The following is a 13,129-nucleotide window of genomic DNA, read 5'->3' on the forward strand; positions in this document are numbered from 1 at the left end:
TTACCTAGAGACATGAAATCATGTCTCTATTAACTTGCTTTGATGAACCACCAGTTTTACTGGTGGTTCTTTTAACTCACAATGAGTAATTACATATTACGTGTGCGACGCTTAATAAGACGCTCTGCATCTTTAAGCGCTGTTTTAATGTCTTTGCCTTCATCCAACACTTCCATCAGTGCGTTTTCTAAGATGATAGAACGAGCCACATGGTCACCTTTTGCGGGCGCAACAGGTTTGATGTTTTTCGCTACATCAGCAAACAATAGACGTGCTTTTTGCCCACCAAGGAATTCAATATCTTGGTTGAACATTGGGTCATCATAAGTCGTAATGTTTGATGGGAAAGCTGCAATAGTTTCAAACGCTTTTAGTTGAACATCACGCTGAGTTGTCATGTATTCAATCAACTTCCATGCTTCGTCTTGGTGCTTCGACTGAGTAGGAATAGAAAGAAATGAACCGCCCCAACTGCCGTAAATACCATCAGGTAAGTGTGAAACTGCCCATTTGCCCGATGTATCTGGAGCAATCCAATTTTTCAAATGACCAAGTAACCATGCACCGGAAAGTTGAGTCGCAAAAGTGCCGTTGCGGAAACCCTCATACCATTCGTTTGACCATGCCAAAATGCGCCCATCTAACCCTTTGTCACGAATCTCCTTGGCCACTTCAAAGGCATGAACGAAACGATCAGATGTGACTACAGAGTTACCGTCTTTATCAAAGTACAACCCCTCACCTTCTGGCACTGTGGTAAAGATGATTGCTTGTGCCACGTCAGCGGCTGATGCTATCAACTGAACATTTTGCTTTTTCAGCGCTTCACCAGCCTTGATATAAGAATCCCAATCTTTGATCGCTTCATTAATATCAACGCCTGCTTTTTCAAATACATCAGTACGGTAATACATAACACCAGGGCCAAGGTCGACCGGAATACCATACATATTGCCATCCGCACCTTTACCCTGTGTCCACGCGTAAGGTGCAAAACTTTCTTGGAACTTGTCTGCCCCATATTTTTCAGACAAGTTGACCAAGCCACCAGAAGCGACAAAAGGACCGATTTTTTCAACATCCACAACGATGACGTCACCAGCACCAGACCCAGTCGCTAGGTTGGTGGTTAATTTAGTGTGGTGGTCTCCGTGGTTATTCATCAAGTAATCTACTTTGATACCTGTTTTCTGCTCAAAATCAGGGAGCAGCACTTTCAAACTGCTATCAAAGTCTGGAAAGCCGTCAAAACGAATATTGGTATCGGCAGCGTGTGCAAGTGAAGCAAGTCCTAGAGCCACGGCGCTGGACAGCGCTAAGGTCTTAAATTTCATGATTCATCCTTAATATCTTTATTGTTAGGTTTGTAGGGTAGTAATTACATTTTTGACTGACTCTCGCACCACCAATGAAGGTGATAACTTGAAGTCTACGTCGCGTTTGTTTTTGTGCAGTTTTTGAATAACGAGCTGAACCGCTTCTAAGCTCATTTGTTCAAGGGGAAAATTAACGGTGGTTAAAGCCGGCGTCAGATAGCGAGCAAACAAAATATTGTCAAAACCGATCAATGAAATATCGTTGGGGATATGCAGTCCAACGCGTCGCAATTCCTCAAAGGCACCGAATGCCATATGATCATTGGATGCAAATACAGCGCTAAATTCACAATGACGCATCAGCAATTTACGCATCGCTTTCACGCCTGACTCTTCAGTAAAACCAGCCTCAGAAACCAGTGCTTCGTCATACTCAAGCCCGGCCTCCTCCAGTGCTTTACGATAGCCTTGCAAGCGGCCACGAGCATCCGACTTTTCTAATGGCCCTGTAATACAAGCAATGCGCTTATGACCTTGATTGAGTAAATGCTGTGTCGCCAAAAAACCGCCCAACTCGTTATCAATATCAATACAACTGGACGCTATTTCAGGAATAAAACGATTGACCAACACTAAATTAACGCCTTGTTGATCCAACTCAATCAAGTAATCATCGGTCAGGTTTTGCGTGTGAAGAATAAGAGCATCGACACGGCGGCCTATTAAAAATTGCACCGATTCTTTCTGACCTTGTTCTGTGTTGGAACCGGCAGTAACAACAACGTGATAACCAAACTTACGCAGTTGCTCTTCAATATTATGCAAAATACTGGAATAAAATGGGCCACCTAGCTCTGGTACAATCACACCGATACTGCCAGTGCGGCTGGAAGCTAAAGCTTGAGCTATGGAATTCGGGCGATAGCCAAGATCTTTAATCGCTTTTTCAACTTTGAGTTTTTTGTCGTGACTAACGCGGCTCGTACCGTTGATGACTCGCGATACCGTTGCTTGCGACACACCCGCATGTTCAGACACATCTTTTATCGTCGCCACATTCGCTCCAATTCATTATTGATAGAAAAAACACGAAACCGCTTTCATGTGGCAATTATTAGAGATTCAACCTAGCTTTAGCGTGAGTGAAGTCACAGCAAATCGGGCCTAAAACTGACAATTACTTAAATATTGAAAGTGACGACAGTTTAGTGATGAGCCATGAAACTGTTTCATGGCATAGCCCTTTTGACCTCAACTAAAGAGCAGCGGTTGGCATTACTTCAATGCGTTTTATTGCGGGGATGGTATTGTCAGCCGTCATTGTTTATAGCATCAGGGAAATTTGGATCTTCAAAAAAGACAACCAGATCAACCTTTCGAGCTTTCAACTGTATAGAGCATAGTCGTCGGTAGATGAAGCGCGTTATGGTTGTACAATAACCTTGCTGATTGGTTAACGTTCTTATCTTTGACCATTGTACCTCTGACTGATGTCGTATCACTTAATACAGTCTTAGTTGGTACCATCAGCTACCTTATTCTTAATCCAATCATTAATAAGAAAGTACTTGTCGAACAGGCTGCTTAAGGATTTTTCATGAATACGTTATTAATCAAAAACGTTGCATTACAGCACACACAAGGGTTACATCAGATCCTGATTGAAGATGGTCTGTTTAACACCATTACTGCCAATGATGTCGATTTAGCATTTGAAGGTACAGTGCTAGATGCCGAAGGTGGTTTAGCAGTGGCACCATTTTGTGAACCACACATTCATTTAGATACCACCCAAACCGCTGGTGAACCACACTGGAATATTTCAGGCACTTTATTTGAAGGTATTGAACGTTGGGCTGAGCGTAAAGAGTTACTTTCAGTAGAGGACGTGAAAGCGCGTGCAAAACAGACATTGAAATGGCAAATTGCCAATGGTGTACAACATGTACGCACCCATGTTGATGTTTCTGACCCAACATTAGTGGCACTGAAAGCAATGCTTGAAGTGCGTGAAGAGATGAAACCTTGGGTAGACATACAAATCGTTGCTTTTCCACAAGAAGGGATTCTTTCTTACCCCAATGGTAAAGCGCTGCTAGAAGAAGCCGTAAAACTCGGCGCTGACGTCATTGGTGCGATCCCACACTTTGAATTTACCCGTGAGTACGGCGTGGAATCACTACACTACGTCTTTGAACTGGCACAAAAATATGATCGTCTGATTGATGTGCATTGCGATGAAATTGATGATGAACAGTCACGTTTTGTCGAAACGGTTGCAGCACTGGCGCACAAATTTAAAATGGGCGAGAAAGTCACCGCAAGCCATACCACAGCAATGCACTCTTATAATGGTGCATATGCTTCGCGCTTATTCCGTTTGTTGAAAATGTCTGGTATTAACTTTGTTGCTAATCCATTGGTTAATATTCACTTACAAGGCCGCTTTGATGACTATCCAAAACGTCGTGGTATTACGCGCGTTAAAGAGATGTTGGCAGCAGATATCAATGTTTGTTTTGGTCATGACGATGTATTTGATCCTTGGTATCCGCTTGGTACTGCAAACATGTTGCAAGTACTGCACATGGGGTTACATGTCTGTCAAATCATGGGGTATGAGCAAATTAATAATAGTTTGGATTTGATTAGTACCAAATCAGCACGAACTTTAAATATCCAAGATAATTATGGCATTCAGCTCGGTAAGGCAGGTAGTTTGCTGATCCTTCCTGCCGAAAATGGCTTCGATGCTTTGCGCCGCCAAGTTGCCGTTCGCTATTCAATTCGTCATGGTAAAGTGATTGCCGAAACGCAACCAGCTAGCACACGTATTCACCTAGAAAAAACTGAAGCAGTAACGTTTCAGCGTTAGCCCCTATTTCTGAAAAAAAAACGGGCCACCGAGGTGGCCCAAAAGCATAAGTGTATTGCTGAGGTTAAGGTTCGCCTTTCATATTGCAAAAAAGCGGTTAAATAAAATGGACAGTAAATTATTTACAACAGGTTTACCACCATGCCTCCCACATTGCACCAATCGTGACAGTATCTGGGTTAGTTGCCGTTTTAAATAAGCCATCTTTGTCAATAACGGCTTCGTTATCTGCATCACCGACGGTTGCGTAGAAACGCAACATAGGTCGAGCACCAGCGCCTTTACCAAAGGAAATATTTTGCGATAGCGTCACCTTCCAAGAAGAGTTCGTAGCATCGATGTTGTCAAAATCGACCACATCGTAACCCGCTTCTAACCATGTTGAATTGACATCATCCCAGAAATACATCGGGCGAACCACCACGTTGTAGTTAGTGCGATCATACTGTTTGTATTCACCATCTTCATACGCTTGATAGGCGGCTAGGTATTCAATTGCAGCATTGTCTCCCATCGCTTTATTACCATCAAAGCTAACCAACAACGCTGATTGATCTGCGGTTTTCCAAAATACACTGTCTTTTGCGTTGTCAGAGTAGCGAACAATGAAACGATCGCTGCCAAAATTTAATTCTCCCGCAACTTGAAAAGCGTTCAGCTTTTTCGCATCTGGGTCAGAGTTATCATCAAAACCGTAGTTGGCATAAAGGCTTAAATTGGTTGAATCTGAGAAGTTAATACCATGCCATTTGGTGGTCAGTGCATAATTACCGTCTTGATGATCATTAGGTCCTGCGCCTGTTGCGCTCACTACGCTGGCGTCTAGCTTGACGCTTCCTAAATCAAGGTTATAAAAACCACCGCCTTGACCATCGTGCATCATCCAGAAATAGTCATTCAACCCCGTAGCTGGGCGTTGATGAAAATCACGACCTGCCCATACGTAAAGCTCTGGCTGGCTTTCAAAAATGTTGGTCCCACCCGCGTAAGCTTTTGGTACACCAACATCATCGCCCCAGTGGTTAAACATCACTACGACGTCCCAAATCGCGCCGCTATCACTGACAAATCCTTTACCAAATTGGAACTCACCACCATTACCCTCGTTACCTAAACGACCGGTTGAGTTACCATTTAAACGGCCATTAGTTTCAACCAATTTGGCGTCTCCATTTTGGTAAGCAGCACCGTAGCGAGCATAACCAGAGAACACGATACCAGCAGGTACTTTAATGTCTGGTGTCAAAACAAGCGGTTGCTGATCTTGCTCCAACACTTCGGGATTAGGCATTGGATCATTAGCCAATGATGGAGCAGAAGAGAGTACGGCAGCCACTGCGAGGGACAGAGGTAGAAGCTTATAATTTTTCATGTTAAATCCTATTAATCACTGTGTTTGTTTTTGTTCTGCAATCAGTTTAAAAAATGAAACAAGTGAAAATTAAGATTCGCTTCACAGCGCCAGTTTACGCGACAGGTTATGAAATTTAGCCGGGGTCGAATTTAAAAAATTAGTTATAAATATCATAAAGATATATTGACAATATAAGTTCAAACTATTTTGAAAACGGTTTCATTTCATGGGAATAGCTGACTTTTATCACGATAATTCGTCAAATGATGGATCAATTATTGTTACTGGCAATGAATATTTTCATATTGATGACATCTTTCATCGTCAACAGTAATAGCCATGCTTCAAAGCGGATAAGCAATTAAGGACAAAACAATGGCGGCACTAACAAACTCGCTCCTTACGCGCTTTTAATGTACTGTTTATCTTTAAAAGTACGGTTTATTTTGCAGGCATCGTTGCAATGCAAGGAGCAATAATGGCTACACAAAAAGTTCTCGTTTTATATGCGCATCCTTCTCAGAGCCGCTCCGAGGTCAATCTTCCCATGTTCAAAGCGGCACAAAATATAGCAGGCGTCACCGCTGTCGACCTCTATTTTGAATACCCAACGTTTGACATTAATATTAATAAAGAGCAGCAGCGTTTATTGGATCATGATGTCATCATTTTCCAATTCCCGTTGTACTGGTATTCAACACCGGCATTGCTGAAAGAATGGCAAGACTTAGTGCTAGAATATGGTTTTGCTTATGGGCAAGAAGGCACAGCACTAAACGGTAAGGTTTTTATGTGCGCTCTCTCTGCTGGGGGGAAGGAGTCAGCCTATAACGCGGATGGCTATAACCATTTTACGATTCGCGAGTTGTTACAACCGTTAGAACAAATGGCAAACTTAACAGGTATGGTTTACTTACCGCCATTTTCACTGTTTGGTGCACGAACCGCAGAAGAAGATCATCGTGTCCAACAACATCTCAATGAGTGGACAATACTGCTTCATGCATTGGTCGATAACCGCATTAACCTTAAGAAAGTTCGCCATCTGGCCAATATGAACCTTTATTTAACTTCTCTCAATAATGGAGATACTGCATGACCAGTTACTTCCTCCAAGCGTTTATTTATCTCGCTGCCGCCGTTATTGCAGTACCTCTGGCAAAACGTTTTGGATTAGGTTCGGTACTCGGCTATTTAATCGCCGGGGTAGTGATTGGGCCCATTATCGGTTTGGTTGGTGAAGAGACGACAACTATTCAGCACTTCGCCGAATTCGGTGTGGTGATGATGCTATTTTTAGTCGGTTTAGAACTTGAGCCCAAAATGTTGTGGAATATGCGCCACCGTTTACTTGGACTTGGTGGGTTACAAGTGACAATAACCACTCTTGCGGTAGCCGCGATTAGCTTACAGTTCCAATTATCTTGGGAATTGTCATTGACGATAGGTCTTATTTTCTCTCTCTCTTCCACCGCTATCGTTTTACAAACCTTTAATGAAAAAAACCTTGGAAAAACAGAAGGTGGCAGTAGCGCTTTTTCAGTACTGTTGATGCAAGACATTGCTGTTATCCCAATGCTCGCGTTTATTCCCTTATTGGCGATGCCTGAATTAGTCGAAAAAGCGCAACAAGCAGCCGCACATATGGCTGAAACACATCAAGAATTGAGTTTAGTCGCAGGACTTCCTGGCTGGGGTTATGGCATTGTCATCACCTTATCAATTGCTATTCTCGTGATCGGCGGTCACTACTTGAGTCGCCCACTGTTTCGCTTCGTCGCCAGTTCCGGTTTAAGAGAAATATTTACCGCTGCCGCACTGATGCTCGTAATTGGGATTGCCGCTTTAATGAGTTTGATCGGTTTGTCGCCAGCTTTAGGCACCTTTCTGGCGGGTGTGGTATTAGCCAACAGTGAGTTTCGTCACGAGTTAGAGTCGAACATTGACCCATTCAAAGGATTATTACTTGGTCTATTCTTTATTACCGTAGGGGCAGGAATTAATTTTCATATTCTGTTTGGTGACTTCTCCTTGGTCATTGGCCTCACTCTGGCCACTATGATATTAAAAGCCGCCATTTTATTTAGCCTTGGTTTTGTTTTTCGTATCAAAGGGGTCAATCGCTGGTTGTTTGCCCTCAGTTTGGCTCAAGCGGGAGAGTTTGGTTTCGTGCTATTAAGCTTTTCGGTACAGAGCCATGTGATCGCCCCTGAAATGGCGCAAATACTATCCTTAGTGGTGGCCTTATCGATGTTCCTGACACCAGGGCTATTTATCTTATTCGATAAAGTGATCATCCCTCGTTATCAGCATGTGCTTAATGATCGCGAAGCCGATGTGATTGAAGAAAAAGGAACGGTAATCATTGCGGGCATCGGCCGCTTTGGACAAATTGTTAACCGCATACTAGTAGCCAATGGGGTACGCACCGTGGCGCTAGACCACCAAGCTGACCAAGTTGAAACCATGCGGAAAATTGAAACTCAAGCTTTCTTTGGTGACGCAACAAGACCCGATCTCTTGCATACCGCCGGCATTGAAGAGGCATCGCTATTAGTGGTGGCGATAGATAACCGAGAAAGCAGCATTGAATTAGTCAAATATGTTAAACACACTTATCCTCAAGTGACGATTTTGGCACGCGCATTTGATAGAGGCCATGGCTACCTGCTTAGGCAAGCAGGCGCGGATCATATTGAATCAGAAACCTATCATTCAGCTCTTGAAGTGGGCGCACAAGCGTTGCGTAGCTTAGGTTTACACCCTTTTACCGTTGAGCAACAAAAATCAGCCTATAAACGCATTGAACGAGAACAATCTGACGAGCTATATCATGCTTGGAGTACCGAATCTGGCGAGGATCGATTCGACAATAATTATCGTAAGCTCTTTATGCAATTAGAAAAAAGATTAGCCCATGCTATGAACAGTGACCGTAGCGATCAGCATTCATTATCTGAACGAGGGTGGACTCCACCACCTAAAGGCTATGACTCCGGACTAGAAGAGCCAAAAAACCAGTGAGCAAACAACAAAACCATGCGATAACAAGCAACAGCCAATCTAACTCTTTGGTGCGCCAATTATTTCAAATGACCTGGCCAATGCTGTTTGGGGTATTATCCTTAATGAGTTTTCAGCTTATTGACAGTGCCTTTATCGGCCAGTTGGGGGTACTACCACTGGCAGCGCAAGGCTTTACCTTACCGATTCAAATGATCATCATAGGTATCCAAGTTGGACTTGGCATTGCAACTACGGCGGTAATTGCGCGCGCCATCGGCGCTAACCAGATCCGCTATGCCAAACAATTGGGCGGGCTTGTAGTGGTGATGGGCAGTGTCGGCGTAGCTCTGTTTGGCGTGATTATCTATCTGCTCCGTCATCCAATTTTAGCTCTGCTCAGTGCCCCAGAATCGGTATACCCTATCATTGACAGCTACTGGATTTACTGGATTGTTAGTGCTTGGGTTGGCGCGGTGCTCTATTTCTTATACAGCCTATGCCGTGCCAATGGTAATACCATGCTGCCGGGCAGCATGATGATGGTCACGAGCGTTCTTAACCTCATTTTAGATCCACTCTTTATTTTTACCTTCGATTTGGGGATTCAAGGGGCAGCGCTGGCAACAATTGTTGCGTTTGGAGTTGGCGTTTTGGTCGTTGCACCTAAAGTATCAAAGAAACAGTGGATGCTCTTTGATTGGCAAGATCTCAATGTAACAAGCAGTATTCGTTCTATCAGCCATATCATGGGCCCAGCAATGATTAGCCAGTTACTTCCTCCTTTATCTTCGATGTTAGCAACAAAATTGTTAGCCAGTTTTGGTACAGCGGCAGTGGCTGCGTGGGCTCTAGGCTCTCGTTTTGAGTTCTTCGCCATGGTTTCCGTTTTAGCCTTAACCATGTCAATACCACCGATGGTTGGACGTTTACTGGGCGCTAATCAACTGCAAGACATCAGAAAGCTAGTCACTATCGCTTGCCAATTTATTCTCGGCTTCCAATTAATTATCGCCGCACTCACCTACTTATCTTCCAGTTTCTTAGCAGCATTAATGACCAGTGAAGAGAACGTCGAATCAATCCTACATTGGCATTTGATGGTTATCCCCATTAGTTTGGGTCCGTTGGGGGTATGTATGCTGATGGTGTCTGTTTCCAATGCATTGGCTAAATCTTATGTCGCTTTGACCATTTCCGCTTTACGTTTATTCGCCTTTTTTTTACCTTGTTTATGGGTAGGAGCACAAATGGCGGCTATTCATGGCTTATTTGTCGGGGCATTAATCGGTAATGTTCTTGCTGGTTTTGCGGCATGGTTTTTATATCGTCACGTACTACGTCAAATAGAGAGGGAAATAAACTAACAATTTAATTACCTTCCAACAACCCAGCTGAGGAATAAAAAGCTGTTATCGATACAACGGAAATTAAAATGCATTATTGCATATTTACAGAAAATAAAGCCTTAATCTCCCAAAAAAAAAGAAAACAAAAGAAATAAAATGAATTAACCTGTTTTTCTCGTTCTAATGCTGGGAATTCAAAAAGTAAACTGAAATAATAGGCAAAAGCATAAAGTAGCATATCAATCAATTGCATTTTAGGTGAACAATATGATGAGTTATAGAACTGCTCCAAGTCGATCGAATCTTGCTCAAGAAGATGAAAGTAAAAAGCGTAACCCCCCCCCAAATATTCCCTCACTAACGCCCAAAGCGATACAACACACATACAGAATTGGCTTACCTTCTGCGACGCTCGGAGCAAAAGCAAGCACCAGTAATACGAGTCAATCAACACAAAACCACAAGCAAATTGAAACGTTTAAAGTACAAACAACAAACGCCACACCATACATCCTCACCCCCAGTAACTTTATCGAGGCTCTCGCTACATATACCGAAATGAAGACAAAAGTACCGACTGAGCATAACCCTCATATAAGAGCACTAAAATCCAGTGTGGATAGTACTGGTGTAATACCAACTGATTTCTGTAATCTTGTAAGGTCCGCAGCAAAAGCACAAACCGTAAAACTACATGACAGCGATTGGTCATATTCTCCAATGCCTAAGGATGACTATAGATACTATTCTGCAAGAATGGCGGAGATAGCTAATATAGCTTCTGCAGCAGCTCGAGAGCCAGGAACAGCAAACCGTGAGATTGACAAGATAGAGCTGGAATTGGACAAATTAGATCATCACCGCCGTGAACCTAAAGCTATTTGTGCTCATGACAAGGAGAAAAAAATAAATACATGGGAGATAAAACAATGCAAAGAATGGGTGCATAATAATGCTAATGAGTATCCAGATTCAATACAACTCGCGATCAAAAATAAAAAGAGGGAGTCCGAAGCTACTTGGCAGCGTATTAAATCTAAAGAAAAGGAAAAAAAAGAGGCAACAAAAAAAAAGTCAATATACACATTGCCTCCTCACGCGGAAACGAAGAAAAGTAGGAATAAGTTACGTGAATATCAGCAGAAGGTAAATCAATCTAGTGAGCTTCTAGAATCATTAAATCGTAAAGCAAAAAAACTGGAGAAAGATTCCTCTAATTTAAACAACTGGAAAAATTATCAAATTAAGTTATCAGCAGCACTCAAAAAAGCCGAAAATAAAGATAATGGTGAGATAAAAAAACTTAATGTATACGTACGGAATACACAAAAACTCAATACTACAGCAGTTGGTTCATCTTCATCCTCTGCTGTCACCAGTGAGTCGGTAACTGTACACGAATCCCAGGTTCATCAGTCTGATAAAAACCCCAATACTACAGCAGTTGGTTCATCTTCATCCTCTGCTGTCACCAATGAGTCGGTAACTGTACACGCCAAGCCCGGTGATCGCCTAGCAGAACTTATCACCGAATTCAAGACGCTCAAGATTGGGAATACAGCAAAAGCACCAGAAGAAGAGATTAAACGTCTGCAGCAAATAGATACATCATTACAAAACTCACTCACTCGACACCAACCACAAATAACGTCGCGGATGCTTAAAGGTTTTAAGCTATCTGTGCAATCACCAGTAGTTGCGTTAGGGCTAGTGTATGAACCAAAGACTGAGGCTGAGACTGCATTAAAAAAACATCATGTAATGAGCTTAAACTCTAAAAAGGGTACATATGAAGAGACTCTTGTAGTTGGTCGCCGTACTTATACGTCCCACGTTAATGTAGCTGACGTAGTTGAAAATTATCACACTCTCGATACAACGAATCCCTTTGTGCACGACCACATGACGGATGAGAAGGATATATATTTACCAGACACACCAGAAGACAACACACCAAAGGATTATTCAGACAGCCTGATAGCCGGGATATTTGATCTTCCAGATAATGTAGCGATAACCAATATCGAACATTCGTGTGCAAGTAATGACGGCATATTCTCGCATATCTCTGAAGCCGCAACGATAAAAGATCAATATAAGGGGAAAATAATTTCCAAAATACATTTAAATATTTACAAAGAGTCAGATTCGGATTCGGATTAGAATTCGGATTTAAAATTTTAATTAACCGAGTATTTATACCCTTCCTACTTGAAGTTGTTTGGGTATATGCTAGAATAACCAAGTAAGTAAAATATTTCATCGGAGCCTTATAATATTATAGGCTCTCCTTTTATGATATTGACATTAAATGAATCGAAAATATTATGTTTAAAACACCTACTACTTCAAACCGTATTAGAGACCAAAAGCATAGTGAAATATATAAAAAAGAGCGCCAACTTTCAAATAGAGTCAACACCATCAAGAATCTCGACCCATCACCTATATTTAGTCATGCCTATTTGAATAGATCATCAATATCTGATAGCCCTTTACAAAAACTCAACACCTATACATCACTACTTGATGCACCTTTAAAAGGCTCTTTAAGCTCCTCCACTCAACCATCACCGAGTGATACCGGTTTACATAGACCTCTCATACCTATCCATCACTATTTGATGCATTTTTCTCCCGTCCCCCATCATCACTAGAGGATAACTGTTTACATAAATTACGCAGCTCCTCCACTCCATCATCACAAAATCCTCTTACCAATAGGATCATATATGACAGGATGGAGAAAATACTATCGATCAACAAACTTCGCCTTGAACTCTCGGTTTATTTTCCTTCTATCGCAATAACAGATAGACCTATTCTTAATAGTGCTGGCCTCACACAATATCACTATGATAACAATCGAGATGCAGTACGAACTAGACGTTGTGAAGTGGCAAAAAATTGCAATTTAAACTTATCCGAGGCTCCTTTTTACCCTCAATTCCATTCTGCTTTAGCGGAACGAATACAAAATGATAGAGATGATAATAATAAGATTTATGGACAATGTGCAGAAATGGCAAGTCTAGCAGCGAGTATATTAAAAAAATACCATCAACATTTTTCAGGTAACATCTATATCATTCAATTGCCTAATGCAAACCATACAATAACATTAATTTCTGAAAGTAATTACTCAGAAAGACAACCGATTATGTGGGAAAATGAATATTCCCAAGGGGCAATCATTGTCGATTTATGGCAAGGCAAATTGTCACCTAAAGAC

General features: G+C 42.0%; 11 protein-coding genes. 8 read left to right on the forward strand and 3 right to left on the reverse strand.

Annotated elements, in window-relative coordinates:
* Positions 1–89 precede the first annotated feature (89 nt).
* Together HGG78_RS12465 and HGG78_RS12470 are read right to left on the reverse strand one after the other, a co-directional pair.
* Positions 90–1,334, reverse strand: a complete 1,245-nt coding sequence (locus tag HGG78_RS12465) for an ABC transporter substrate-binding protein (RefSeq protein WP_053311689.1) — start codon at positions 1,332–1,334, stop codon at positions 90–92.
* Between the two features lie 24 nt (positions 1,335–1,358).
* The gene (locus tag HGG78_RS12470) at positions 1,359–2,372 is read right to left on the reverse strand and encodes a substrate-binding domain-containing protein (RefSeq protein WP_172533061.1); all 1,014 of its coding nucleotides are present in this window, start codon (positions 2,370–2,372) and stop codon (positions 1,359–1,361) included.
* A 373-nt stretch (positions 2,373–2,745) separates the two neighbouring features.
* Here HGG78_RS12470 and HGG78_RS12475 point away from each other — a divergent pair, with 373 nt between their 5' ends.
* Positions 2,746–2,904: a hypothetical protein gene (locus HGG78_RS12475; RefSeq protein WP_172533062.1), complete on the forward strand. Its 159-nt coding sequence runs from the start codon at positions 2,746–2,748 to the stop codon at positions 2,902–2,904.
* Between the two features lie 9 nt (positions 2,905–2,913).
* A complete protein-coding gene (locus HGG78_RS12480) occupies positions 2,914–4,191 on the forward strand; it encodes a cytosine deaminase (RefSeq protein ID WP_172533063.1) in 1,278 nt (425 codons plus the stop codon).
* A gap of 133 nt (positions 4,192–4,324) precedes the next feature.
* On the opposite strand, the gene HGG78_RS12485 is transcribed toward HGG78_RS12480, so the two are convergent.
* Entirely contained in the window at positions 4,325–5,563 is a 1,239-nt protein-coding gene (locus HGG78_RS12485; RefSeq protein ID WP_053311686.1) for a carbohydrate porin, read from the reverse strand.
* 460 nt (positions 5,564–6,023) lie between these two features.
* On the opposite strand from HGG78_RS12485, the gene HGG78_RS12490 reads away from it, so the two are divergent.
* The 6 genes from HGG78_RS12490 to HGG78_RS12515 all read left to right on the forward strand — a co-directional run.
* On the forward strand, positions 6,024–6,644 hold the full coding sequence (locus HGG78_RS12490) for an NAD(P)H-dependent oxidoreductase (protein ID WP_053311685.1): 621 nt from the start codon (positions 6,024–6,026) through the stop codon (positions 6,642–6,644).
* Positions 6,641–8,569 (forward strand): monovalent cation:proton antiporter-2 (CPA2) family protein, encoded by a 1,929-nt coding sequence (locus HGG78_RS12495; protein ID WP_172533064.1) that lies wholly within the window; start codon positions 6,641–6,643, stop codon positions 8,567–8,569. Before HGG78_RS12490 ends, HGG78_RS12495 begins: the two co-directional genes overlap by 4 nt.
* 68 nt (positions 8,570–8,637) lie before the next feature.
* Positions 8,638–9,915: an MATE family efflux transporter gene (locus HGG78_RS12500; protein ID WP_172533072.1), complete on the forward strand. Its 1,278-nt coding sequence runs from the start codon at positions 8,638–8,640 to the stop codon at positions 9,913–9,915.
* Between the two features lie 249 nt (positions 9,916–10,164).
* On the forward strand, positions 10,165–12,060 hold the full coding sequence (locus HGG78_RS12505; RefSeq protein WP_172533065.1) for a hypothetical protein: 1,896 nt from the start codon (positions 10,165–10,167) through the stop codon (positions 12,058–12,060).
* Positions 12,061–12,224: 164 nt separating this feature from the next.
* The gene (locus tag HGG78_RS12510) at positions 12,225–12,554 is read left to right on the forward strand and encodes a hypothetical protein (RefSeq protein WP_172533066.1); all 330 of its coding nucleotides are present in this window, start codon (positions 12,225–12,227) and stop codon (positions 12,552–12,554) included.
* An 83-nt stretch (positions 12,555–12,637) separates the two neighbouring features.
* Positions 12,638–13,129, forward strand: a 492-nt coding sequence (locus HGG78_RS12515) for a hypothetical protein (RefSeq protein WP_172533067.1), incomplete at its 3' end; no start/stop codon positions are given.

The organism is Vibrio aestuarianus, from assembly GCF_012395185.1.
Lineage (GTDB): Bacteria > Pseudomonadota > Gammaproteobacteria > Enterobacterales > Vibrionaceae > Vibrio > Vibrio aestuarianus.